This is a genomic window from Arthrobacter sp. ERGS1:01 (assembly GCF_001281315.1).
Classification (GTDB): domain Bacteria; phylum Actinomycetota; class Actinomycetes; order Actinomycetales; family Micrococcaceae; genus Specibacter.
This window is the reverse complement of sequence record NZ_CP012479.1, coordinates 2,742,462-2,768,655: the sequence shown is the minus strand read 5'-3', so window position 1 is coordinate 2,768,655 and position 26,194 is coordinate 2,742,462. Positions and strand designations below refer to the sequence as shown.

Here is a 26,194-nt window from a genome sequence, read left to right as displayed (position 1 = left end):
GTTCCCGGCCTGCCGTTGGGCCATCCGTTGGCAACCTCCCTCCACAGCCCAGGCGTGTCGATGCGTCGTGCACAAGTTGCCCTGTCCCCGCTGACGACGGCGGCGCTCGGGCGGATCCTTGAACCATGGATGCAAAGCAGCGGCACCCCGGGGTCCGGGACGCTCCCGGCACCGGTGCCGGCCGCCACCGCGGCACGGCCGGTACGTGGCGGGCTCGGACAATGCTCTGGTGGGCTGACGCCTGGCGGGAGTTCCAATTCCTGGTGATGCCCGCCGAATGCGTCGTGTGCGGGTGCGACGACGCGGCCCTGTGCGCGCCGTGCGCAGCCGCGTTGCGGCGGCAGACCCGGACACCGTTTCGGGCCGAACACGGTGCCGATGCGCTGATGAGCATCTTCGGGCACGCCCTCCTGCCCGTGGTGGCAAGCGGCGAGTACCGGGACGGGCTGTCGGCGGCCATCCTGGCGTTCAAGAATCACGGCCGCACCGAACTTGGACCGGTACTGGGCCGCTGCCTGGCTCGCGGGATTGCGGCCCTGCCGGAGTACGTCCCGGGCACCCGGGGCCGCCCGCTTGTCCTGGTGCCCGTCCCGAGCACGGGAACGGGGTGGCGCCGTCGCGGCTACGACCCCGTCGCGGTGCTCCTGCGGGCGCTGGAGCGCGAGCGCAGGTTGCCGGCCGGCGTGTCGGTGGCACCCCTCCTGGGCGTGAAGATCCGGCTGCCATGGCACCGGCACCACCAGAAGGGACTGGGCCGCGCCGCACGGCGCGCAAACGTCCGTAACACAATGCATATCAGGGGCCGGCCGCTGATGTTTTTTCGGCCCCCGGCGACCATTGCGGGGGCCTATGTGGTGGTGGTTGACGACGTCCTCACCACGGGGTCAACCGTGCGCGAAGCGGCTCAAACACTGGAAAACGCGGGGGCCCTGGTGTGCGGCGAGGTGGTCCTGGCGGTGGCCGGGGCGCCGGCTTCGGATGCCGGTGAAGCACCGTTCCCAAGACGCGCCGAAAATAGTTTTGCCGCAAAAGATGAATAAACGGATGCGGTGAACTAACGTGAGTGAACGGGTACCTCTTTCGAGGGGAAACCACCCGTCGGCGGCCAGGAGCGTAGCTTGGATTGCTAGCCGGCCGCCGTGTCACCGAAGTTATTTGGAGGGCACCATGGAGTTCATGATCAGCGGTCGCAACCTGAGTGTTTCAGACCGTTTCCGCGAATACGCCGGCGAGAAGCTCGCGAAGATCGAACAGCTGGCCAACAAGGTCCAGCGGGTTGACGTGAAGGTCTCCAAGGAGACCAAGTCCCGTACTGCAGAGTCCCCCCTCACGGTGGAGCTGACCGTTGTGGGCCGCGGCCCGGTAATCCGCGCGGAGGCAGCAGCCGCGGACAAGTTCGCTGCTTTTGACCTGGCCTACGGAAAGCTTTTGGAGAGGCTGCGCAGGGCCAAGGACAGGAAGAAGGTCCACCACGGACGGCACGCCCCCGTCGCCGTGAACGAAGCCACAGGATCGCTGACTCCCGTCAGCAGTTCCGAGCCGATCTACGCGCAGAGCGCGCCGGCCGCCGTGGAGGAAAAGTCTCCCTACGACATTGAAAACGACATCCCGGCAGGAGATTCGCCGGTGCTGATCCGCCGGAAGGTGTTCCCGGCCGCCGCACTGACCCTCGATGACGCCGTCGACAACATGGAATTGGTCGGTCACGACTTCTACCTGTTCATCGACTCCTCCTCCGGCATCCCGTCAGTGGTCTACCGCCGTCGCGGGTGGACGTACGGAGTCATCTGCCTGGATCCCAATGTGGAGAACGCCGAAGGGGCCGAGGAAATCTCCGCCTACCGTTCGCCGGATGAGCCGGCCCGCGTGTAATGTCTACGCAGATGCGTAAGCGTGAAAGAGCCTAAGGAGCCACAAACATGGGTGCAAGCCTGAGCCTGTCACAGGCCCGGCGAATTGCACTCGGCGCCCAGGGACTTGCAGGAGTCCGGCCCACCCAACCCGTCAGTGCACGGGTGGTGGGCCGGACTTTTGCGCAACTACAGCTGGTGCAGATCGACTCCGTCAACATCGTGGCCCGCAGCCACTTCCTGCCGTTCTTCTCCAGGCTCGGCGACTACGACCGCGACATCCTTTCCACCCTGGCCGGCACCGCCCCACGGAAGATGATGGAATATTGGGCCCATGAGGCGAGCTTCATCCGGCCCGACCATTTTCATGACCTCAAAATGTGGCAGAACCGCCAATGGGTGGGTGGCGGAAACCTTGACCCGGCGCTGCGGGCCTCGCTCGAGGAACAAATCCTGTCCCTGCTGGCGCACAGCCGTCCGCTGACCGCCCGTGAAGTCAAGGAACGGATTGGCCATGAAGAGGTCAAGAACACGGACGAATGGGGCTGGAACTGGAGCGCCGTCAAACGCACCCTCGAAGGCCTTTTTGAACGCGGCGTGGTGGGCGCCGCCTCCCGCAACGAGCAATTTGAGCGCCGCTACTCACTCGTGGACAAGGTCCTGCCGCCGGCGCTGCGGCTGGCTCCGGGGGACGACGCCGACCCGCAGCTGAAACAAGACGCAGTGGACCGGCTCATCGAGGCCGCGGCCCGGGCGCACGGCATCGGCACGTCGCGGTGCTTTGCCGACTACTTCCGGCTCCCGCACAAGGAAGCCGCCGCCGCAGTGGCCCGGCTCGTGGACGACGGCGTCCTGGCGCCGGTCACCGTGACCGGCTGGGCTGCGCAGACGTACCTGCATGCGAGTGCCAAAATCCCGCGCCGGGCCCAGGGCCGGGCGCTGCTGAGCCCCTTCGATTCCCTTGTGTTTGAGCGGCGGAGGCTCCTGGAGTTGTTCAATTTCCACTACCGGCTGGAAATCTACACTCCGGCAGCCCAACGAAAATTTGGATATTACGTCCTGCCATTTCTGCTGGGCGAGAACATGGCCGCCCGGGTGGACCTGAAAGCGGACCGGCAGGCCGGCCGGCTCCTGGTCAGGGGCGCCTTCGCCGAACCGGACGCCCCGGCCGAAACCGCGGCCGAGCTGGCCGAGGAGTTGGCGCTGATGGCAGGATGGCTGGGACTCGAAGACGTCGTCGTGCTTCCCCACGGGGACCTCGCCGCGGCACTGGGCCGCGAGGTGGGACACCGCTGACGGTAACGGCATACGGGCAGTCACCAGCGGACTCCCAGCCAAAACCACGCCGGGCATGCAAGACTGGACGTTTGGTGTGCGTCTTCTCACGTAGACTAAACACGCCACTTTTAGGCAGCCATAGATTGGGAGCAATTTCGTGCCATCACTTCTTGAGCGGGTCCTTCGAACAGGCGATCGCAAGACGCTCAAACGACTCACCGTGCTCGCAGACGCCATTGATTCGCTGGAGGATTCTTTCCAAACCTTCACCGACGCTGAGCTGCGTGAAGAAACGGAAAAGCTGAAGCTGCGCCACAAGGACGGCGAGACGCTCGATGACCTGCTGCCCGAGTCCTTCGCCGCCGTGCGCGAAGCATCCTCGCGCACCCTGGGCCTGCGCCACTTCCGTGTCCAGCTCATGGGTGGTGCCGCCCTGCACCTGGGCAACATTGCCGAAATGAAGACCGGTGAGGGAAAGACCCTGGTCGCCACGGCGCCGGCATTCCTGAACTCGCTCGGCGGCAATGGCGTCCACGTGGTCACGGTCAACGACTACCTGGCCCAGTACCAGTCCGAGCTCATGGGACGCGTGTTCCGCTTCCTGGGCCAGACCAGCGGCTGCATCCTCTCCAACCAGGACCCGTCCGTGCGCCGGCTCCAGTACGCCGCGGACATCACCTACGGCACGAACAACGAGTTCGGCTTCGACTACCTGCGCGACAACATGGCCTGGAGCAAGGACGAGCTCGTCCAGCGCGGCCACAACTTTGCGATCGTCGATGAAGTCGACTCGATCCTCATCGACGAGGCCCGTACCCCGCTGATCATCTCCGGCCCGGCCTCCGGCGACGCCAACCGCTGGTACGGCGAATTCGCCAAGGTGGTCCTGCGCCTGGACAACGAGACCGACTACGAGGTCGACGAGAAGAAGCGCACCGTCGGCGTCCTCGAAAACGGCATCGAAAAGGTCGAGGACTACCTGGGCATTTCCAACCTGTACGAGTCCGCCAACACGCCGCTCATCGGCTTCCTGAACAACGCCATCAAGGCCAAGGAACTGTTCAAGCGCGACAAGGACTACGTCATCATGGACGGCGAGGTGCTGATCGTTGACGAGCACACCGGCCGCATCCTGGCCGGGCGCCGCTACAACGAAGGCATGCACCAGGCCATCGAGGCGAAGGAAGGGGTGGAGATCAAGGCCGAGAACCAGACCCTGGCCACCGTGACCTTGCAGAACTACTTCCGCCTGTACGACAAACTCTCCGGCATGACCGGTACCGCCGAGACCGAGGCCGCCGAATTCATGGGCACCTACTCCCTCGGCGTGGTCCCGATCCCCACGAACAAGTCCATGCAGCGCAAGGACCAGTCCGACCTCGTCTACAAGAACGAGATCGTCAAGTTCGACGCCGTCGTTGAGGACATTGCCGAACGCCACGAAACCGGCCAGCCCGTCCTGGTGGGTACCACCAGCGTCGAGAAGAGCGAATACCTCTCCAAGAAGCTGTCCGAAAAGGGCATCAAGCACGAGGTCCTCAACGCCAAGAACCACGCCCGTGAAGCGGCGATCGTGGCCCAGGCCGGACGCCGCGGCGCCGTCACCGTCGCCACCAACATGGCCGGCCGCGGTACCGACATCATGCTCGGCGGCAACGCCGAATTCAATGCCGTCGCCGCGCTGGCCGCCAAGGGCCTGGATCCCGAGGAAACCCCGGAGGAGTACGAGGCCGCCTGGCACGAAGCCTTCGAGGCCGCCAAGGACGCCGTCAAGGACGAACACGAGGCTGTCCTGGAAGCCGGCGGCCTGTACGTGCTGGGTACCGAACGGCACGAATCCCGCCGCATCGACAACCAGCTCCGCGGCCGTTCCGGACGCCAGGGCGACCCGGGTGAATCCCGCTTCTACCTGTCCCTGACGGACGATTTGATGCGTTTGTTCAACTCCGGTGCCGCCGAGCGCCTCATGTCCCGATCCTCCATGCCCGACGACGTCGCGCTGGAATCAAAGCTCGTCTCCAAGGCGATCGCCTCCGCCCAGGGACAGGTCGAGGCCCGCAACGCCGAACAGCGCAAGAACGTGCTCAAGTACGACGACGTCCTCAACCGCCAGCGCGAAGCCATCTATGGCGACCGCCGCCGGATCCTCGAGGGCGACGACCTGCACGAGAAGGTCCAGTTCTTCCTCGAGGACACCGTGAACGAAATCATCGAAGCCGCGATTGCCGAAGGGCACCCCGGCGACTGGGACTTCAACACGCTGTGGACCAACCTGCGCACCATCTACCCGGTTGCCGTGACCCCGGACGACCTTGCCGAGGAAGCCGGCGGACCCGGCCGCATCACCGCCGAAATGCTCAAGACCGAACTGCTCTCCGACGCCCAGGTGGCCTACCGCGAGCGTGAGGCCGCGCTCGGCTCGGAAACCATGCGCGAACTCGAACGCCGCGTGGTGCTCTCCGTCGTCGGCCGCAAATGGCAGGAACACCTCTACGAGATGGACTACCTGAAGGAAGGCATCGGCCTGCGGGCCATGGCCCAGCGCGACCCCCTGGTCGAATACCAGCGCGAAGGCTTCGAGATGTTCCAGTCCATGATGGCCGCCATCCGTGAGGAGAGCGTCGGCTTCCTGTTCAACCTCGAGGTCCAGGTCGAAAACGCACCGGAGACCGCCGTGGGCGTCGTCGCCGAAGCTCCCGCCGGCCTTATGGACCGGGTTGCCGGAGCATCCGAGGCCGACCACAACCACACCGGACCGCGGATCACCGCGCCCGGCCTGGAGGAGCCGGCCAAGCCGGCCCAGTTGCAGTTCACCGCACCGGACGCACAGGGTGACGCCGAAACGCACGTTGAACGCCGCTCCAGCGGTGACGGCCTCCCGCCGTCCGCCAAGCGCGCCGGCAACAAGACTGCGAAGAAGAAGAAAAAGCGCTGACCCAAGCCTGACTTAGGTGCCAAACAGCAAAAGAGCGGTCCGCTTGCGGGCCGCTCTTTTGCGTCCCCGGCGTCAGCCGATCTGCAGGGCCGTGACCTTCCACGTGCCGTGGCTTTCCTCGAACCGCATGGCGATGGCGCGGAACCGGGTCTTGTCGGCAATGACGACGTTTGTCTCGTAGATGCCGGGTGCAACTGCGCTGGCGTGGATGGAATGCACCACCGGCTGGTGGTGCAGGGTACGGACGTTCCCATCCGAATCCGCGTGGCTTTGATGGCGGCTCTGGACCTGGCACGCCTGTGCGTAAAGTCGGGCCCGGGTGGTCAGGGCGTTGAAGCACCTGATGTCCAGCCACCGGGAGAGCTGCTGGACCGAACGGACGCCGCTGAGCACCTCCAGGGCGGCCAGGGCGATCGTTCGGGTCATCTCCGTCAGGAGCGCCCGCTCCGAGGCCATGGGATCCAGGGCGCGTGCAGCTTCGGGCCCTGACCCAGCCGCCGGGCCGGCCTGTTCAGCCGGGCCCGTCACGGCGCCGTCGGCCTGTTCCGCGAGCCGGCCCGCGCCGGGACGTTGGCGCATCTTCACCACGGTCCCAAACGAATCCGCGGCCGTGCTCCCCGCGGCCTGGACAGCGGGCGCCGGCCGGGTGGTCAGCGGGGGAAGCCCGGAGGCTGCGGCAGGTATGGCAATGATGCTCATGACGTTCTCCTTTGAACCGTTCAGTAATCGATGGTGGATCCGTGGCCGGGCTAACCTGCCGGGGCGTGCAGCACCTGCCCGGGCAGGATGACGTTTGGATCGGCGCCGATGACGCCGCGATTGACCCGGTACCATTCGGGCCAGGCCTGGGCCACCTCCACATCGCTGGCGTATGGACCCAGGGCGGCAGCCACGATGGACCACAGGCTGTCACCGCCCTGCACCACCACGGGGTCGCCGCCGTCGATTGCCGGGGCCGGCTGGCGTGTGGCCGGCCGTGCCAGGGCGCCGGGATCCGCCGCAGGGGCCTGTGGGGTCCACGCAGGGTCGACCGGCTTTTGAGGTGCGGGAGACGTAACGGCAGGCCCTTTGGCTGTTGGTGACGGGGCCGGGTGCAGCGGGGCGGCCGCGACGGATTCGGCATGCCAGAGCGGATCAATCGGGCCGACGGGGGACGCGGCCAGGGCCAAGGGGGCGGACAACAGATTCAGGCCCAGGACCGCGGCGGCCAGGCGGCGCATGAATGCCGGCGACCAAAGGGCGGCGGCGGAGGCGATCCGGCCCTTCCCGTGAAGGGCCGCAACGGTGGAAACAACGGCACACGCCATGGCCAGCAGCCACCACAGGGCTACGGCAATGCCGGTGCCGGCGGCCAGGGCGCCGATGGCCTCGTCCATTTCCAACGGCCCGGCGAAGCTGCCGCCGGAAAAGCGGAGCCGCAGTACGCTGGCCCCGGCAAACACCAGGGAGGCCCCCAAGAGGAGGATCGCCGCGGTCATGCCCGCATCCGCTCCGGTCTGGCGTTTCATGACCTCACCCCTTTTTGATGTGTTTAGACATCGTTTGATCTTCTTAGATGGTCTATAAATTATTTTGAACCCGGATAGTTGTGGTTGTCCATACCTTTTGGTGAAGCTGTGGATAGCTGTTTCCTGTTGACCGGGCCACCGTTCGCGGCCTACCGTGGCGACATGCGATGGGACGCACTTTTTGGGGATCTGGACGCCCAGTGGCATGCCGCGACGCAGCAGGACCTCGAACGCGAAGTCAACGAACTTTCCCGGGTCGAATCGGCGCAGGCCACCCTGGCGGACGCCCTGCGCGGCGCCCTGGGACGGGAGATTTCAGCGGTCGCACGCAACGGCGTCGCCCATCACGGGCAACTTCAGAGGGTTGAGGCGCAGTGGGTCCTGTTGGGTGACGGGGCGAGGTCGGTCATCCTGCCCATCCACAAATTGCTGCGGGTCCAGGGCCTGGACGGTGCCCGGGTGCCGGCGTCCGGGCGGCTGCGCCACACCCTGGCTGCAGCCCTGCGGGTATTGGCCAGGAACCGGGCCGTGGTGCTTCTTGAACTTGATTCGCTGCAACCCACCCGGGTGCGCGGCGTCCTGGACCAGGTCGGCGCGGACTTTGTGGTGGTCATGCAATTGGCCGACGGCGTGGGCCGGGGCAGGGACAACATGCAGGGCAGCGTCGTCCTCCCGCAGGACGGCCTGCTGTCCATCATGTCCTCGGCGGAGAATGAACTCTAGACGCTGCGTTCGCTGCTGTTCTCCGCCGCCAGCATGGCCCGGGCCGCCGCGTGGCGGTCTTCGATGAACTGATCAAACTTGGCCGCGTCAACACGCCACTGGCCGCGACCGCCAATTTGGAATGCGGGGAGTTCGCCACTGTGCACCAGCCCGTAACAGGCCGCCGCGGAGATTTGCAGTTGTTCGGCCACGTCGGCCAGGGTCAGGAATCTTGGCATGTCTAAAGTATCCTCCCGTTTGACCCGATTTGCAGCAGTTATCCACCGTTTGTCCGTGCCGGTTCCCGGAAACTGTTCCGTGCTGTGTTGTCCACAGATTTCCGCCATTTCGCGCCGGGGTCTTTTCCCCGGCACGGATCGGCGGTAGAACTATGAGCATTGCGGTCCATGCCGTGGGGGAGAACACCCATACCCAACCGTCGGCACTGCGTCCAGGGCGCTCCGGGACCCGGCGGTGGGAGGAACGATGGGCATGGATGCGCCGGCACGGTCGGCCCGCTTGGGAAAGCCGTCATGGAAGGACCCTCGGTTGTTTGTGGGGGTGCTGTTGGTTTTGGCCTCGGTGGCGTCGGTCGTGGCCCTCGTGGGCGGCGCGGACAAGACGGCGCCCATGTACGTGGCCAGGGACGGCCTGGTGGTGGGACAGCCCGTCACCGAGGACTCCTTCAATATCGTCCAGGTGCGCCTTGGCGACGTCAACGGCAAGTACCTTGGCCCCGCCCAAAAACTGCCCGGGCACGCCGTGGCCGTGCGGATGGTGCCGGCCGGGGAGCTGGTATCCGTGTCAAGCATTGGCGGAACCGACGCGCTGGACCGCAAACCGGTGTCGGTGACGGTGACCGAACCGCTGCCCAAGGAGGTGGTGGTGGGCTCCCACGTGGACGTGTGGGTTGCCCTGCCGGATGAGCGCAACGGCTTCAAGGAACCGGTGCTCATGCTGCCGGGCGTTGAGATTGCCGCGTTGACGTCGTCGTCCTCAAGCCTGAGCTCCACCAGGAGCACGCAATTGATGGTGTTGGTGAAGGATGCGCAGATGCCCAAGTTCCTCGGCGCCGTGGCCAATAAGGCCAAGGTCTCGGTGGTCTGGAATCCGGGCGCCGCACAATGAACCCCGTGACGGTTGTGAGCGTCGGGGACACCCCGGAGCAGGCGATCGCCGCCTTGGAACGCCTGCGAGGCCCGGTAAGCGTGGTGCGCCGCTGCCCGGAGCTGACCGGCCTCCTGGCAGCCTGCCAAAGCGGCCTGGCGAGGGTGGCCGTCGTGGCCGAATCCGCCGACGAACTGACGGCCACCCTCGTGGACCGGCTAACGGCCGTTGGCGTCAGTGTGGTGGCGGTTGCCGGTTCCGCCGACGAGGCCGTCCGGTTGCGCGGGATAGGCGCCATCGCCTTGACGGGGCGGGTGAGCGCCGAATCGCTGTCCGATGCCGTGCTGGCCGCCGTCCACGCCCGAAAGTTTCCCGGAACTTCCGGCTTCGGCACCGTGGCGCCCGCCGCCGAAGCGATGCCGCATGCGGACGACGCCGGCACCGGCTCCGGCGCGACGGCCGCCGATGCCGGGGACGACGCCCGCGGTGTGGCCGCCGCTGCCGGCCCCGGAACCCGGGACGACGACGGTACTGCGAAATCCGAACGAGGCGGCCCCGCGCCGAAGCCCCAAGCCAACCCCGCAGAGCTGCCGGGGCGCACCCACCACGGCGCAAAGGCTTCAGTCGAAAACCGCGGCACCGCCGGTGCCCGGGCCGTGGCCACACTCACCCGGCTGATTCCGCACCGCAATAGTGGGCCGTCCGCAACCCAACAAAGAGGCCCTTTTTCACGGCAACGCCAAGGCAAGGCCACGGGATCTGCCGGAGCCAACAGTGCCGCCGGGGAACGGCCGGCACCCCAAACCGTGGCGGTTTGGGGGCCTGTGGGATCGCCCGGGCGGACACTGCTGGCCGTGAACCTTGCCGCCGAATATGCGGTCCAGGGGCGCTCCGTCATGGTCATCGACGCCGACAGCTACGGGGCCAGCGTGGCCGCAACGCTCGGCCTGCTCGATGAGGCGGCGTCCTTCGCCCAGGCCTGCCGGATCGCCGACCAGGGCACGCTGAGCCGGGCCGAACTGGCCAGGGTCGCCACCGAGGTGGTGTTTTCGGCCGGCACCTTTACGTTGCTGACGGGGCTGACCCGCCCGGACCGCTGGCCCGAACTCCGGGCGGCCGCCGTCGAACGGGTGCTCAGGACTGCCGCCTCCCTGGCCGACGTGGTGGTCATCGACTGCGGCTTCAGCCTGGAAAGCGACGAGGAGCTCAGCTACGACACCGTGGCGCCGCGCCGCAACGCGGCAACCCTGAGCGCGCTGGCCGCGGCCGACGTCATCTACGCCGTGGGAAGCGCCGACGCCATTGGCATTCCCCGCCTGGTGCGGGCGCTGGCCGAGCTGCCCGAAGCCTGCGTGGGCACGGATGTCCGGATCGTGCTGAACAAGGTGCGCAGGAAGGCCGTGGGAGGTTCCCCCGCGAAGGGCTTGAAGGAGGCCTGGGAGCGGTTTGGGCCGGAGGCGCCCATCAGCCATTTCCTGCCCTGGGATCCCGATTTGGCGGACAAGGCCCTGTTGGAGGGGCGGTTGTTGCTGGAGATTGCACCCGACGCGCCGCTGCGGAAGGCCGTCCGCGAGCTCCTTTGTGCACCTGTCCAGTGAAACCAAAAGACCGCTGTAACTTCCGCCACAGCAAGGGTTGAAAATCCGGGCTAGGCTCGGATGAAGGCCGCAAAGAAGCGGCCTTTTACATTTTCTGACGGAGGCGTTTGATTTATGTCGTCTAACTCACCCACGACCGATGCTGTGCAAAACCCCGCACGTCAAAATGCCGGTGACCAACAACTCATCACCGACTACTACGTGCAGTTGGCCGCCGAAGACGCAGCCGCGTACGACCCGGCCGTCCTTGATGCACGGGCCCTGGCCCACCGCGAACTGGCCGGCCAGCGCGTGCCCGGCACCGTCAAGGTTGAGGTCCTGGACGAACGGGACGCCAGCGTCGTCTACATCGTCACCGACGACATGCCGTTCCTGGTGGACTCCGTCAGCGCCGAGCTGGTCCACCAAAAGCTCGCCATCCGACTCGTCACGCACCCCATGTTCGTGGTCTCCCGCGACCGGGCCACGCACGCACTCACCGGAATCAGCAAGGTTCCCTCGCACGCCGGCGTCGCCAGCGGCGACACCTCCACGATGCCGAGCATTGCGCACCTGATCGCCGCCGGGGACAACACCTCCCACCTGGAGTCGTGGATCGCCGTCGAAATCGACAAGATCGACGACGCCGCCAAGGCCAACCTCGTCGACGGGCTCGGCAAGGTCCTCGCCAACGTGCGCGCCGCCGTCGAGGACTGGCCCGCCATGCGCGAACGGGCACTGAGCCGTGCCGAGGTGCTGGCCACCGAGCTGGCGGGGGAGTCCATCACCGACATCCGCGAAGCCGAGGACCTCCTGCACTGGATGGACGCCGGCAACTTCACGTTCCTCGGGTACCGCGAATACGACCTCGTGAAAAAGGACGGCGAGGACGTCCTGGTCAACCGCGAAGGCAGCGGGCTTGGCCTGCTGAGGGACGGCTCCACCCACCCCACCGTCCAGCACCTGACCACCACCGGCCAGCGCAAGGCACGGGAAAAGCGCGTCCTGGTCATCACCAAGGCGAACTCACGTTCCACCGTCCACCGCGCCGCCTACCTCGACTACATCGGCATCAAGTCCTTTGACTCGCAGGGCAACGTCAACGGCGAACAGCGTTTCATCGGCCTGTTCTCCTCCGCCGTCTACACCGGCTCCGTGCGCAACATCCCCGTGGTGCGGGAAAAGGTCGACGCCGTCCTGCGCCACTTTGGCTTCCCCCCGGACTCCCACTCGGGCAAGGACCTGTTCGCCGTGTTGGAGACCTACCCGCGCGACGAGCTGTTCCAGATGGAAACCGACGACCTGATCGAGACGGCCGACGGGATCCTGCGGCTGGCCGAACGACGCCGCACCCGGTTGTTCCTGCGCCCCGACATCTACGGACGCTTCATGTCCGCGCTGATCTACATTCCGCGTGACCGCTACACGACCGCCGTGCGCCGCCGCATCGAGGACGAGCTCACGCGCACCTTCGACGCCGTCTCGATCGATTTCGAAGCGAAGATGAGCGAATCGGCCCTGGCCCGGCTGTTCTTCCGCATCCGCCTGCCCAAGGACTACTTTGTCCCCGCGGACCTGCAAGCGGCCGAGCTCGAACAGCGCCTGGTCATGGCCGCCCGGTCCTGGCCCGAAGGCATCACCGAGGTATTGCGCGACACCCTGCCGCTGGAGAAGGCCGACCGCCTTGCCGGCAAATGGTCCGAGGCCTTCCCCGCCAGCTATCGGGTGGACTTTGAGGTCGAGGACGCCCTGGCCGACATCAAGCGTTTCGAAGACTTTGACACCACCTACAAGGCGATCGTGGCCGCCGGCACAAGCCCGGACAAATGCGCCCCCGGCATGCAGGTCTACCTGCCCCGGTCCGCCGGCGACGGCCTCCGCGAGGACGCCCGCGTCAAGCTGTACATGGCGCACCCGCAAAGCCTGAGCAAGATCCTGCCCTTCTTCCACAACCTCGGCATCGAGGTCATCGACGAGCGGCCGTTTGAGATCGAATCGGCCGACAAGCGCGACTTCTTCCTCTACGACCTCGGCCTGAAGTACCCGGCCGGCGTCGACCCGCTGGCCACGGCAACCCTCCTCACCGAGGCGTTTGGGGCGGCCACCACGGGGACCAGCGAGTCGGACCTTTTTGACCGCCTGGTGCTGACCGAGGGCATGGACTGGCGCCAAATCGTGATCCTGCGCGCCTACGCAAAGTACCTGCGCCAAATGGGCAACACGAATTCCTATGGCTTCATCGCCGACACCCTCCTGCACAACGTCCCGGTCACCCGTGCCCTGGTGGCGTTGTTTGAAACCCGCTTTGACCCCAGCGGCGACGCCGCAACCCGCCCCGAGCGGATCGAGGCGGCCCGCGCCGGCCTGAACGAGGCCCTCGAGGGCGTCCCCACGCTGGACGCGGACAGGGTGCTGCGCACCATCGCGAACCTGCTCGAGGCAACGCTGCGCACCAACTACTACCGCGGCCGGGACTTCCTGAGCTTCAAGCTTGACCCCTCCATGATCAACGGCCTGCCGTTCCCGCGACCGATGTTCGAGATTTGGGTCTACTCGCCCCGGGTTGAGGGCGTGCATCTGCGCTTTGGCAAGGTCGCGCGCGGCGGTCTTCGCTGGTCGGACCGCCGGGAGGATTTCCGCACCGAGGTCCTGGGCCTGGTGAAGGCGCAAACCGTCAAGAACGCCGTGATCGTCCCGACCGGCGCCAAAGGCGGCTTCTTCGCCAAACAGCTGCCCAACCCCGCGATCGACCGCGGCGCGTGGATGGTTGAGGGCCAGGAGAGCTACAAGACGTTCATCCGCGGCCTGCTCGACGTCACCGACAACCTTGTCGCCACCGACGCCGGAGAAGTGGTGGTGCCGCCGGAAAACGTGGTCCGCCACGACTCCGACGACACCTACCTGGTGGTCGCCGCGGACAAGGGTACGGCCTCGTTCTCCGACACGGCCAACGCGATTTCCGCCGAGTACGGCTTCTGGCTCGGCGACGCCTTTGCCTCCGGCGGTTCGGTCGGCTACGACCACAAGGAAATGGGCATCACGGCCCGCGGCGCGTGGGAGTCGGTCAAGCGGCACTTCAGCGAGTTCGACGTCGACACCCAGAATGAGGAGTTCACGGCCGTTGGCATTGGGGACATGTCCGGTGACGTGTTTGGCAACGGCCTGCTGCGGACCCGCCACGTGAAGCTCGTGGCCGCCTTTGACCACCGGGACATCTTCCTCGACCCGACCCCCGATGCCGGGGTGTCCTTCGATGAGCGCCAGCGCCTCTACGATCTGCCGAGGTCGTCCTGGCAGGACTACAACCCGGAGCTGATCAGTGCCGGCGGCGGCGTGTACTCGCGCACGCTGAAGTCGATCCCGATCTCCGCGCAGGTGCGGGCGGCCCTCGGCTTGCCCGACGGAACCCTCAAGCTCAGCCCGCCGGAACTGCTGCGCGCGATCCTGCTGGCCCCGAGCGATCTGCTCTACAACGGCGGCATCGGCACCTACATCAAGGCCAGCACCGAGACGAACGCTGAGGTCGGCGACAAGACCAACGACGCCATCCGGGTGGACGGCCGGGACCTGCGCGTGAAGGTGATCGGCGAAGGCGGAAACCTGGGCATGACCCAGCGCGGGCGTGTCGAGGCGGCACTCCACGGGGTCATCCTGAACACCGACGCCATCGACAACTCGGCCGGCGTGGACTGCTCCGACCACGAAGTGAACATCAAGATCTTCGTGGACCGCATGGTGGCCGCCGGCAAGCTCGGTGCGGACGAACGCACGGGATTCCTGATGTCCATGACCGATGAGATCGGCCAGCTGGTCCTCGAGGACAACATCGACCAGAACGTGCTGCTGCTCAACGACCGCCAGCGCGTGGTGGAGTGGAGCCCCAGCTACGAGCGCTTCATGGACTGGCTTGAGGAGCACGGCGACCTCGACCGTGAGCTCGAGGCGCTGCCCAGCAACGCCGAACTGCACGAACGCCTGCAGGGCGGGCAGGGCCTGACTTCTCCGGAACTTGCCGTGCTCGCCGCATACGCGAAGATGGAACTGGCCACGGCCCTCGGTGCCGGCGACCTTGCCGACGATCCCTGGTTCAAGTCGACCCTCCGCCGGTACTTCCCGGCCCAGGTCGCACAACGGTTCGACGCCGAACTGGACACCCACCCGCTGCGCCGGGAAATCATTGCAACCCTCGTCGCCAACGACATGGTGAACCTGGGCGGGATCACCTTTGCCTTCCGGGCCATGGAGGAGTCCTCCGCGGACGAGACCGTGATCGCCAAGGCCTTCGTCGCGCTGCATGAGATCTTTGACTTCGACACCATGACGAAGGCCCTGCGCCAGTTGCCGCCGTCGTTCCCCACCGAACAATGGTGCACCGTGCAGCTGGACATGCGCCGGCTCCTGGACCGCGCCCTGCGCTGGCTGGTCAACGAGGGCAACGTCCAACGCACCATCGCCGAGGTCATCGAGCAGTTCAAGCCGGTGGTGGGTGCCCTGGGATCGCACATGGGCGACTTCTTCCAGGGCAACGACGCCGAACGCGTCCAGGCCTGGTATGACCGTGCCCGCGAGTTTGAGATGCCCGAGGCGCTGGGCCGGCAGTGGGCGGAACTGTTTGAGACGTTCCCGCTGCTGGACGTGGCCAAGGTCAGCGAATCCATCGACGAACCGGTGGCGGACGTGGCCAGCGTGTACTACGCGCTGTACAACCGCTACGGGGTCGACGCCCTGCTCGAACGCATCACGGCGCTGCCGCGCAACGACCGGTGGCAGGCACTGGCCCGCGCCGCCCTGCGTGACGACCTCTACGCCACGACGGCGGACATGACCCGCAACGTCATGCTCAGCACGGAGGACGGCATCGCCACGATGGAACGGATCGCGGGCTGGGAGGCGGCGAACAAGGAACAACTGGCGAGGGCCACCAAGATGTTCGCCGAGGTCAACGAGCTCGAACAAGACGACATGGCGTCCTTGTCGGTAGCATTGAGGCTGCTGCGTTCGATCGTTCGACGCTAGCAATTTTTCGCAGGTGCCCGGTTCCGCCATGGAACCGGGCACCTCCCCACCACATAAGGAGTCCGGGTGGCCATCTTTGCCGACATGATCAGGGAAGGCGCTGATTTTGGCCCCGGAGACGCCGAATGGCTGCACCTCTTGGTGGGGGACTGGCAGCTCATTGCCGATCTCTCCTTCGCCGACCTGGTGCTGTGGTTCCCGCACCCGGAAAAAGGCTATGTGGCGCTGGCCCACGTCCGGCCCTCCACGAGCCACACCATGTTCCACTCGGACTTTGTGGGCGATGCCATCCAGGGCGACCTCGAGCCGCTGGTCGGGGCCGCCTGGCGGAGCCAGAACATTGAACGCTCCGCGGAGACGAACATCTGGAACGCCGATCTCGCCATGCGGGTCGAGGCCATCCCCATGGTTCGCAACGGCCGCACCCTGGCCGTCATCACCACCCACATGGACCTGTCCAGTTCCCGCATGCCGTCGCGGCTGGAACTGACGTACCGGCAATGTGCCTACGATCTTTTGAAAATGGGCACGCTGGGGCTGTGGCCCGACTTTGCCTCGCCCACGGGTTCCCGCCGCGGTGCCCCGCGGGTGGGGGACGGCCTGCTGCGCCTGGACGTCGACGGCATCGTCCAATACGCCAGCCCCAACGGGGTGTCTGCGTTTCGGCGCCTTGGCGACGGCGAGTCGCTGGAGGGCAGGTCCCTGGCGGAGGTCACCACGGGGCTGCTCAAGGACCGGCGCATGGTCGATGAAACCCTCCCTCTGGTGGTCACGGGGCGCATGCCCTGGCGGACGGAGATTGAATCCCGCGGCGTCAGCCTGTCCCTGCGGGCCATTCCGCTGCGGGACGCCACCGAACGCTTTGGCGCCCTGGTGCTGTGCCGGGACGTCTCCGAACTGCGCCGCCGCGAGCAGGAGCTTGTCACCAAGGACGCCACGATCCGCGAGATCCACCACCGGGTCAAGAACAACCTGCAGACGGTGGCTGCCCTGCTGCGCATGCAGTCCCGACGCATGCACAGCGAGGAAGGCAAGCAAGGCCTGGAGCAGGCCATGCGGCGGGTCTCCACGATTGCCCTGGTGCATGAGACCCTGTCCCAGGGGCTGGCCCAAAGCGTCGATTTCGACGAGCTGATCGACCGGCAGTTCCGGCTTTCCGCCGAGGTCGCCTCACCATCCCAGCGTGTCCACACGGAAAAGAAGGGCGCCTTTGGTGAACTTCCCAGTGACTTCGCAACCCCGCTGGCCCTGGTCATCAACGAACTCGTCACGAACGCCGTGGAGCACGGCCTGCAGGACCGGGAGGGCACGGTCTGGCTCATGGCCAACCGGCACAAGAACCAGGCCGACGACGACGCCCTGACCGTTGCGATTGCCGATGACGGCGTTGGACTGCCCGCCGGACACATTGCCGAAGGCCTCGGCTTGCAGATCGTGCGCACGCTGGTGACAAGCGAACTGGGCGGAACCATCGAGTGGACACCGCGCGAGGGTGGCGGCACCGTGGTGACGCTGGAGATGGCGCTCATCCGCCGGCACTAAAAGGCGAAACCGGCTCGCAGCAACACTGGGACGCCACAAAAAAGGTCCGCACCACGTTCGAGACGTGGTGCGGACCTTTTGTAAGTGTTTGGCCGGCAGGCTAGCTGGCGCGGCGGGCGCGGGCGGCGCGGCGCTTCATGGCGCGGCGTTCATCTTCGCTCAGGCCGCCCCAGACTCCTGCATCCTGACCGGACTCAATGGCCCACTTCAGGCAGGTGTCGACGACTTGGCATCGACGGCACACGCTCTTTGCTTCCTCGATCTGCAGCAATGCCGGTCCTGTGTTTCCCACGGGGAAAAACAGTTCCGGGTCCTTGTCGAGGCAGGCTGCGCGACTACGCCAGTCCATGCTGATCACTCACTCCTTTTAGAACGGGAGGCTGTTTGTGAAAAATTTCACGTTTGGCCACATAAGAAAAGGGCCTCTATCGGCCCCTCTAGGTCATCGAGTTAAGCGTGTCATGTTAACTCTTTGTAAACAAGGGGTTTCGATGCATAACTTGGTGCCCAGTCGTGAGCGATGCGTCACAATGAATCAGGCGTTCATGGCTGTTCCTTGACTATCTCCGGTAGGGTGCAGTTGTGTCAAGACCTTCCATGAACCCGTCCGAACAGCCGGATCCGGCGCACCAAAACGGCCCGCAAACGGGCTCCGAGGCATCCCCCACGGCGAGGCCGCCGGGCGTCTATGTCATCGCGATCGTGGTGGCACTGGAAGCCCTGGCATTGGCCGCCGCCGGCATCTGGTTCATCGTCGGGGCCTTTACCCAGACCGCCCAGTCCCTGCCCAGCACGGTGTTCCTGATTGTGCTCGTGTTCGCCCTTGCGGCCGGCCTGGGCGCTGTGGCCGTCAACGCATTCAAGGGGTACAGGTGGACCCGGTCCGCCGCCTTTGTCTGGCAGTTGCTCATGGTGGCAATTGCCTTTCCGGCGCTGTTGGGCGGCTCCACGCTGATCGGCCTTGTCCTTTTGCTGCCGCCGCTGGCCGTCATCTATTTTTTGTTCACGCCCAAGGTTGTGGCATATTCGCTCCGCACCGGTGGCGGGCAGCCGATCCTGTAGTCCCCGGGCCGCCACAGCACGCGGCATGTCACGGTGGTCGCTCGTCGACAACGGGATATTGAAACCACTCGCACCGGCCGTGATCAATAGCTACGGCCCGTCCCGGAGGTTCGGCTCCGGCGGTGTCCAGCCGGACCCCGAGGAGGTCGCCGTCCCGAGGGCGGTTGGGACGCAGCACGATTCCTTGTTCGGCGCCGCGCAGCCCCCATTCGACGGGAAAGCGTGCCATCGTCATGGCGCGGTCCGAGACTGCCAGGAAGACCACAGCGCCGGCCGACAGGGCTTCTGTCAAGGCTGTGACTTGCCCGGGTTCCAGGGGGCCCGCATCATCGATACACATTATTTCCCCGGAGCGACCGGCCGATGAGAGGGCGGGGTTCAGGGCGAGGACGGCGGCCAAGAAGGTCGTCCTGCCCGTGCCGGGACTGCCCAGCACGGGAATCACCGTCCCCGCGGTGACGGCGAGTGCGACCGGAGATTTTCCGTCACCTCCGAGGCCCAGCACGATAGTCCGCATTGCGCCCGGACCCGCCCCCTGCCGGGCCGGGCCGCCGGACGTGCGCAGCATCGCGGCCCGAACCTGCCCCATCGTCAGGGCATCGGGAAGGTCAACAACCTCAAGGGGCGCCGGCGCTATGGCGGCGGCTTCCCCTGCCGGCCCGGGACCTTCCGCCGCCCGGGCCAGCTGCACGACATGGGCGGTGTCTGCCGGCCCGCCGGAAACGGCCGCATTGATCGGACCAAGGACCGCCGCCCGTCCGGGAATCGCTGAAAATGCGGGCATCCTGGGCCACAGCATCCGGGATTCCGGGCTCGCCCCGCAAGGTAGGAACAGCCGGTTGGGAATGGCCGCCATGAAGGGTGCCGACAGCAGTTCCCGCTCGCCACCGATAACGACTGCCAGGTTTGGCAGGCCGAGCCGGACAAGTTCGCCCATCGCGTCCTCCGCCCACGGCCATGGACCGGAGCGAAGGACGGCGGCCCACCGGCCCCAATCGCTCACGCACACCACGAGGGAGGATTCCGTGGCTGCGGCGGACTCAAGCAGGCGGGCCAGGAGCCGTGCCGCGGTTCGAGGCCTGTGCGGGGTTACGTAGCTGCCAACCCCGGCGGCGGTCGAGAGGGCAGCCAGGGAGCCGTCGCCGTCGAGGATATAAAGGAAGTGCCGCGGCGTGCCGCCACCGGGGAATCCTGCTTGCAGAAGACTCCGGGCCAACAGGGCAACAGCGGCCGAAGACTCGGGCCGCGGGCCGATGCAGGCAAGATGTGAGTGTTGCTGCGGCACCCATCGCAGGGGCGCCACCAATTGCCGTTCGGGGATGTCCGCCAGGCCAATCCCCGGTTCCGCCCACGTGTGATGCCTTCCCATTGCCACCACCTCGTCCATGACTGTGGGCAGCTCCGGTGCAACGACGGGCGGGGCGGCCCGCCGGTCCATCAGTTTCCATGCCCGCGTCAGCAATGCCGCCACGGCCGCAACATTGCTTTCGCACTGCGTGTCGCTGGTTCCGGGGCCAATGCAGACCGGCCCAGGGCCACCTGCCGGCCGGACGCCGTTCAACCGATCGACGGCAAACTCCGCGCGGGGTGGCGCGGAGTCGCGGGATCCCGGCACGCCAAGCGTGGCGGACTGGAACTCGGTGGGCCGGCCGCCAGCCCGGCTCATGAACGCCCGGCCAGGTGTGTCAACGCTGATGCCGGCAGCTGCGCCGGTGCCCACCACATCCACCGAGTCGTGGGCGGACTGCACCCGAAGACATACCGAGCTGGTCACATTGGCGCGGATGTCGGCATTCAATGCGCCCTGTGGACGTTGCGTGGCCAGGACAAGGTGCATGCCCAGCGACCGGCCGACGGAGGCAATGCGCATGAGTTCGGCCATGGCATCGGGGAATTCGTCCACGAGGACCCTGAATTCATCGACAACCACCACCAGGTGGGCCACGGAGTTGCCGCAGTCGCCGGGATGTCCCGCAGTCTTCCGCAGCGCAGCGCGGTAGGCGGTGCTGTCGGATGCGCCCGCTGCGGATAGAAGCTGTTCCCGCGTGTGAATCTCCGCCCGCAGGGACCCCAATGTCCTCTCCAGGGACCTCCCGTCAAGATCGGTCACCAGCGTGCTGGTGTGCGGCAACGCCTGCAACGGGCCAAGCCCCGCGCCGCCCTTGAAATCGATGAACAGGAATTGCAGGTCCGCCGGGGAGTGGGCCGCCGCCAAGCCGCCCACCAGCGTGCGAAGGAACTCCGACTTCCCGGACCCCGTGGTGCCGCCAACCAGGAGGTGCGGGCCGTCACGGCCCAAATCCAGATATTCGATCCCGGTGTCCGAGCGGCCAATCGGAACCGCCCCCAGCGGGCCGTCCAGGGCGTTCCGCCAAAGGCGTGCGATCTCCGGCACCGTGCAGCATTCCGGCAGTGGCACGCTTGAAGGTCCAATTCCGAGCGCCGCCAGCCCGGATGTGACACCTTTTGCCCTGAGCCGGCAGTATCGGTCAAAGACGGAGGAAGGGACGCCGTCGGGAACAAATTCCATCCCGGCCAGGCTGCCGGAGACATGGTCGCCGCTGGCCGCCAGGCGCACTGACGGCGCGCCGGGGTCATGTGCAACGGGGTGGCCGGCGGATTCCGATATGAACACCAAGGTGGCGACACCCGGCGGGCAGCTCGGCACGGATTCCTGCGGGGCATTGATAGTGACCAGAACGCACGGCACGTCGCCGGGTTGTGCGGCAGGGGCGGCCGTGGCGGCAAAGTTCGGTCTGGCCGGGGTGGCGGCGGGCGGACACAGGGACGCGATGGCGGCGAGGGCGGCGGCCGGTGTCACCGCGAGCCGAGTGTTGGGAAGGAACCTGGCGCATAGGGGCAACTCCGCCGCGGGGCCCAGCAGCACGGCGGCAATACCGGCTGCATCGAGCTGCATCAGGACGAAATTCAACAGGTGCGCCACGCTCACGTCGGGTCCGAAGATGACGAGCGGCCGATTTGACGGCGGCACCGTGACGGGAAGATCGGCAACCGCCGGCGGCCTGTAGCCGGGATCGGGCGGCGACAACGCCAGCCGGGCCGGCTGCCGCCCGGTCCCGACGCGAAGTTCCCACCGTGCGCCCGCCTGCCATGGCGGCTTGCACCGGTGCTCCGCAGCCAGGGCCATGAGGGTGTCCGCCCCGGGAAACGCCGCGGCCCGGCGGGAGGCGTCCAACGCCGTCCCTGCTGCGACCGCCGCCGAAAATTCCCTGCGCCGGCCTGCCCCGCCCAACAACGGGACCAGCACTGTGGCCATCCCCATGCCCGAAAATGCCAGGAACAGCCACGAGCCCGTCAGCCACGCCAGCGCCACGCCCATGACGAGGGGCAGGACGCCCGCGGCCGCCATGGCGCGGCGTCCGCGGAGCTGACCAGGCCCCGGCGGAAGCTGGACTGGCTCCAGGGCCGCCGCGCTCAAAAGCTGCGGGGCGCCCCCGGACCGTGCCGGGGGAGTCCCCGAGCTGCCAAGCGGCGTGGTCAATTCGATCGTAAAGCTGCTCATGCCGGCGCGGATGATGTCCCCGGCCTCCACGGTGACCTGCTGGCCGTGCCTGGTATTTATTGGTGGGGTTCCTCTTGACCTGACACCTCTTTGCGGACTCGCGCCTTCGGCGCTCGCATCCGGCCGCTGATGCTGCAGGATGAAACCGGCCGAGCCTGGTGCGGTCAGCAGTTTCATGGCGTGGCCGCCCACCACCAGGGTGCCGTGGTGCCGCGACAGCGACGGATCGGCAATGGTGATCCGGCACCGGCCGCGCCCCAGGCGGTAGCTGCCGCGTTGGAGCGCGAAGATGGCGCCGGCTCCCGGGCCCGAACGCACGGCCAGCACGGCGGACCCGACGGCGGCGGCATCCGCCTGCTGCCCCCGAAACCGTGACCGGACCGGTGCAAGACCGCCGGGCCAGACCACCGCCACGGCGCCGTCTTGCAGGGGAGAGCGGTTGAGGGACAGGGCCTCCACGTTCCGTCCGGCAACGGTGAACCGGCAACCCGGCCACCGGGCGGACAACGCGTCCCGCACCAAACAGCCGTCCGGAAACTCCCCATTCACCGGGCCGCCGTCCGGCAGGAGGATGCTCAGTTCCGTGGGTGGAAACGGGTCCGTTCCGGGACCTGCCACCGCGGTGATTTCCAAGCGCATCCGCAGTTCCCTTCCCCGGCGCCCGCCCCGTGGTGTGGCGGGTCTTGGGATGATCCTAGGTGAGGCAAACGAAGTCGCGGCGGCCGGCGTCGGGCATTGTCAACGAGACCGGCCCCGGGGTGCCCTGTGGAGGAATTCCGGGCCAAACGTGCCTCGAGTCATATCCACGCGACGCCAAGTTGCTATAACGGTCGGGTAACCTAGAACGGTAGACAGTGGCATTTCTGTGCCCATAAACCGCTACGCGGGAAACATCAGGAGAGTTTGTGAACGCTGACCTAGTCGTCGTCGGTTCGGGTTTCTTTGGCCTGACCATTGCAGAAAGAGCCGCCACCGAGCTGGGGTTGAAGGTGGCCGTTCTGGACCGCCGGCACCACATCGGCGGCAACGCATACAGCGAAAACGAGGCCCAGACAGGCATTGAGGTGCACCGCTACGGCGCCCACCTCTTCCACACCTCCAACGAACGCGTCTGGGAGTACGTGAACCGCTTCACCGCGTTCACCAACTACCAGCACAAGGTTTACACCTCCCACAACGGCGAGGTCTACCAGATGCCCATCAACCTGGGCACCATCAACCAATTCTTCCGTTCCTCCATGGGCCCGGGTGAGGCGCGCGCGCTGATCCAGGAGCAGGCAGGCGAACTGGCCGGCACCGACCCGGCCAACCTGAACGACAAGGGCATCCAGCTTATTGGCCGCCCCCTCTACGAGGCGTTCATCAAGCACTACACGGGCAAGCAGTGGCAGACCGATCCCAAGGATCTGCCCGCCGAGATCATCTCCCGCCTGCCGGTGCGCTACAACTACGACAACCGCTACTTCAACGACACCTACGAGGGCCTGCCGGTCAACGGCTACACCGCGTGGATCGAGCGGATGGCCGACCACCCGAACATTGAGGTCGTGCTGAACACCGACTTCTTCGACGACGGCGAGTACTCCCGCAAGGCCGTCTCCGGCCAGGTCCCGGTCATCTACACCGGCGCCGTGGACCGCTACTTCGACTACGCCGAAGGTGACTTGTCCTGGCGCACGATCGATCTGGAGCAGGAAGTGCTGCCGATCGAGGACTACCAGGGCTGCGCCGTCATGAACTACCCGGACGAGGAGCAGAAGTTCACTCGCATCCACGAGTTCCGCCACTTCCACCCGGAACGCGACTACACCAAGGACGCCACGGTCATCATGCGCGAATTCTCGCGATTCGCCGAAAAGGGCGACGAGCCGTACTACCCCGTGAACACCAGCGATGACCGCAGCAAGCTGCTGGCCTACCGCGACCTGGCCCGCGGCGAGAAGGACGTGCTGTTCGGAGGCCGCCTGGGCACCTACAAGTACCTCGACATGCACATGGCCATCGGCTCTGCGCTGAACATGTACGACAACAAGATCAAGCCGCACTTCACCGGCGGAGCAAAACTGCAAAGCGGAGGAGTTGACGCGTGAGCGTAGCCGAAAAGATGGAAAACACGACCATGGAAGCACCTGCCCGGCACTGGAACACGCTTCAACGCGTGATCCTGCCCAGCCAGAGCCAGATGGACACCGTCCCGCTCTACATGGACACGGGCAGCGCCACGGGCGTCCAGCTCCCCACCGTGGGCGGCGGCAGGACCGACAAGCCGGCACAGACGGTGTCCGGCCCCAACAAGGAAGTCCACGTTGAGGACTTCCTGTCCCGTTACTCGACGTCGGTGCGCCCGGGGGAGCGCGTGTCCTTCGGCACGTACTTCAACGCGTTCCCGGCCAGCTACTGGCGTCGCTGGACCACCGTGGACAACGTCCGGCTGTCCGTAAAGACCTCCGGTAGCGGCGCCGTCATCGTGTACAAGTCCAACGCCCGCGGCGCCCTGCAGCGGGTCGACTCGGTCCGTGTCGACGGCGATGCCACCAGCACTTTCGACCTGACCCTGAAGCCGTTCGGCGACGGTGGCTGGTACTGGTTTGACCTGGTCGCCGGTTCCTCCACGGTGGTCCTCCAGGAGGCCCAATGGCAGGCCGAGGGCGACGCCGCAACCCCCGGCAGCATCACCTTGGAAATCACCACTCTTAACAAGACCGATTTCTGCATCAACAACCTGCGCCTGCTGGCCGAGAACCCCCAGGCCCTGGCACACGTCAAGGAACTGATCCTGGTCGACCAGGGCACCGAGAAGGTTGCCGAGGCCGAAGGCTTCGCCGAGGTTGCGCAGGCACTCGCCGGCAAGCTGCGCATCATCAACCAGGACAACCTGGGCGGTTCGGGCGGCTTTGCCCGTGGCATGTACGAGGCCGTGGAGAACGGCAGCGACTACGCCCTGCTGATGGATGACGACGTCGTCGTCGAACCCGAAAGCATCATCCGCCTGCTGACGTTCGCGGACCTGTGCAAGACGCCGACCATCGTCGGCGGCCACATGTTCGACCTGTACAACCGGACGGTGCTGCACACCTTCGGTGAAATCGTGAACCCGTACACCTTCCAGCCGGACCTCCCCAGCGAGGAAATGACGCTGGGGCATGATTTCCTTGGCTCCAACCTGCGCCAGACCGGCTGGCTGCACCGCCGCACCGACGTGGACTACAACGGCTGGTGGATGTGTATGATCCCCACCAAGATCATCCGCGAAATCGGCCTCTCCCTTCCGGTGTTCATCAAATGGGACGACGCCGAATACGGTCTGCGCGCAAAGGCCGCCGGCTACCCCACGGTCTCCCTGCCCGGTGCGGCCGTATGGCACGTGTCCTGGATCGACAAGGATGACCTGGTCGGCTGGCAGGCCTACTTCCACGCACGCAACCGCTTCATTGCCGCGCTGATCCACAGCCCGTACGAATACGGCGGCAAGGTGGTTCGCCAGTCGTACGCCTTCGACGTCAAGCACCTTGTCTCGATGCAGTACGCCACGGCGCGCGGGCGCAACATGGCGCTGCGGGACCTGCTGAAGGGACCGGCCCAGCTGCACAGCCTGCTGCCCGGAAAGCTGCCGGAAATCCGCTCCATGATGAGTGAATACTCGGACTCGCAGTTCTCCCCGGACCCGGATACCTACCCGGCTCCGAAGATGGACAAGCCGCCCAAGCACGGCCACGGCGTCCGCCCGCCGTCCTACCTCGGCCTGCTGCCCTGGGCAGCCAAGACCGTGGTGCGCCAGCTTTCCGTACCCGTCGCCGATTCCAGCCTGGAACGTCCGCAGGCCAACGTGGCACACCAGGACAACCGCTGGTGGCGCATGTCCCAGTACGATTCCGCCGTGGTTTCCAACGCGGAGGGGACCGGTGCGTCCTGGTACAAGCGTGACCCGAAGAAGCTGCGTGAAATGATGGCCGAAAGCGCCCGTCTGCACGCCATGCTGCTCAAGGATTGGCAGAAGCTGAGCAGCCAGTACAAGGCCGCCCTGACGGACATCACCTCGATCGCTTCGTGGGAGAAGACCTTCGCCGCCCATAGCGAAAAAAGCGAGCACTAGC

The 26,194-nt window shown here is 66.2% G+C and carries 17 protein-coding genes; 12 read left to right on the top strand and 5 right to left on the bottom strand.

The features are described from left to right. Positions 1-125 precede the first annotated feature (125 nt). The 4 genes from AL755_RS16460 (at position 126) to secA (ending at position 6,063) form a co-directional block, all read left to right on the top strand. Positions 126-1,040, top strand: coding sequence for a ComF family protein (locus tag AL755_RS16460; protein WP_054011931.1), 915 nt, complete (start codon positions 126-128; stop codon positions 1,038-1,040). Positions 1,041-1,167: 127 nt separating this feature from the next. Next, positions 1,168-1,872, top strand: coding sequence for a ribosome hibernation-promoting factor, HPF/YfiA family (gene hpf / locus AL755_RS16455; protein WP_054011930.1), 705 nt, complete (start codon positions 1,168-1,170; stop codon positions 1,870-1,872). Between the two features lie 47 nt (positions 1,873-1,919). After that, positions 1,920-3,146, top strand: a complete 1,227-nt coding sequence (locus AL755_RS16450; protein WP_054011929.1) for a winged helix-turn-helix domain-containing protein — start codon at positions 1,920-1,922, stop codon at positions 3,144-3,146. A gap of 139 nt (positions 3,147-3,285) precedes the next feature. After that, the gene (gene secA, locus AL755_RS16445; protein ID WP_054011928.1) at positions 3,286-6,063 is read left to right on the top strand and encodes a preprotein translocase subunit SecA; all 2,778 of its coding nucleotides are present in this window, start codon (positions 3,286-3,288) and stop codon (positions 6,061-6,063) included. Between the two features lie 72 nt (positions 6,064-6,135). On the opposite strand, the gene AL755_RS16440 is transcribed toward secA, so the two are convergent. Beyond that, a complete protein-coding gene (locus AL755_RS16440; protein ID WP_054011927.1) occupies positions 6,136-6,762 on the bottom strand; it encodes an Rv3235 family protein in 627 nt (208 codons plus the stop codon). A 50-nt stretch (positions 6,763-6,812) separates the two neighbouring features. Next, positions 6,813-7,571: a LysM peptidoglycan-binding domain-containing protein gene (locus AL755_RS16435; protein WP_054011926.1), complete on the bottom strand. Its 759-nt coding sequence runs from the start codon at positions 7,569-7,571 to the stop codon at positions 6,813-6,815. Positions 7,572-7,697: 126 nt separating this feature from the next. On the opposite strand from AL755_RS16435, the gene AL755_RS16430 reads away from it, so the two are divergent. Then, positions 7,698-8,294, top strand: coding sequence for a hypothetical protein (locus AL755_RS16430; protein ID WP_054011925.1), 597 nt, complete (start codon positions 7,698-7,700; stop codon positions 8,292-8,294). Here the strand turns inward: AL755_RS16430 and AL755_RS16425 are convergent. After that, positions 8,291-8,512, bottom strand: coding sequence for a helix-turn-helix domain-containing protein (locus AL755_RS16425; protein WP_054011924.1), 222 nt, complete (start codon positions 8,510-8,512; stop codon positions 8,291-8,293). The genes AL755_RS16430 and AL755_RS16425 overlap by 4 nt on opposite strands. Before the next feature lie 316 nt (positions 8,513-8,828). Here AL755_RS16425 and AL755_RS16420 point away from each other — a divergent pair, with 316 nt between their 5' ends. The 4 genes from AL755_RS16420 to AL755_RS16405 all read left to right on the top strand — a co-directional run bounded on the left by AL755_RS16420 (position 8,829) and on the right by AL755_RS16405 (position 17,515). Beyond that, positions 8,829-9,401: a hypothetical protein gene (locus tag AL755_RS16420; protein ID WP_337589601.1), complete on the top strand. Its 573-nt coding sequence runs from the start codon at positions 8,829-8,831 to the stop codon at positions 9,399-9,401. A 5-nt stretch (positions 9,402-9,406) separates the two neighbouring features. After that, the gene (locus AL755_RS16415) at positions 9,407-10,978 is read left to right on the top strand and encodes an AAA family ATPase (RefSeq protein ID WP_337589558.1); all 1,572 of its coding nucleotides are present in this window, start codon (positions 9,407-9,409) and stop codon (positions 10,976-10,978) included. Positions 10,979-11,092: 114 nt separating this feature from the next. Then, positions 11,093-15,973 carry an NAD-glutamate dehydrogenase gene (locus AL755_RS16410; RefSeq protein WP_054011921.1) on the top strand — a complete coding sequence of 1,627 codons (4,881 nt, stop codon included), beginning with the start codon at positions 11,093-11,095 and terminating at the stop codon, positions 15,971-15,973. Between the two features lie 66 nt (positions 15,974-16,039). After that, the gene (locus tag AL755_RS16405; protein ID WP_054011920.1) at positions 16,040-17,515 is read left to right on the top strand and encodes a sensor histidine kinase; all 1,476 of its coding nucleotides are present in this window, start codon (positions 16,040-16,042) and stop codon (positions 17,513-17,515) included. A gap of 100 nt (positions 17,516-17,615) precedes the next feature. Here AL755_RS16405 and AL755_RS16400 read toward each other — a convergent pair whose 3' ends face one another. Next, on the bottom strand, positions 17,616-17,864 hold the full coding sequence (locus AL755_RS16400; RefSeq protein ID WP_054013127.1) for a WhiB family transcriptional regulator: 249 nt from the start codon (positions 17,862-17,864) through the stop codon (positions 17,616-17,618). Positions 17,865-18,097: 233 nt separating this feature from the next. Here AL755_RS16400 and AL755_RS16395 point away from each other — a divergent pair, with 233 nt between their 5' ends. Further along, entirely contained in the window at positions 18,098-18,577 is a 480-nt protein-coding gene (locus AL755_RS16395; RefSeq protein WP_237762514.1) for a hypothetical protein, read from the top strand. A gap of 28 nt (positions 18,578-18,605) precedes the next feature. On the opposite strand, the gene AL755_RS23535 is transcribed toward AL755_RS16395, so the two are convergent. Further along, positions 18,606-22,739 (bottom strand): FtsK/SpoIIIE domain-containing protein, encoded by a 4,134-nt coding sequence (locus AL755_RS23535; protein ID WP_054011919.1) that lies wholly within the window; start codon positions 22,737-22,739, stop codon positions 18,606-18,608. A gap of 266 nt (positions 22,740-23,005) precedes the next feature. Between AL755_RS23535 and glf the strand changes: the two genes are divergently transcribed. Next, positions 23,006-24,190 carry a UDP-galactopyranose mutase gene (gene glf, locus AL755_RS16385; protein WP_054011918.1) on the top strand — a complete coding sequence of 395 codons (1,185 nt, stop codon included), beginning with the start codon at positions 23,006-23,008 and terminating at the stop codon, positions 24,188-24,190. A 14-nt stretch (positions 24,191-24,204) separates the two neighbouring features. Continuing rightward, positions 24,205-26,193, top strand: a complete 1,989-nt coding sequence (locus tag AL755_RS16380) for a glycosyltransferase (protein ID WP_054013125.1) — start codon at positions 24,205-24,207, stop codon at positions 26,191-26,193. The last annotated feature ends 1 nt before the right edge of the window (position 26,194 follow it).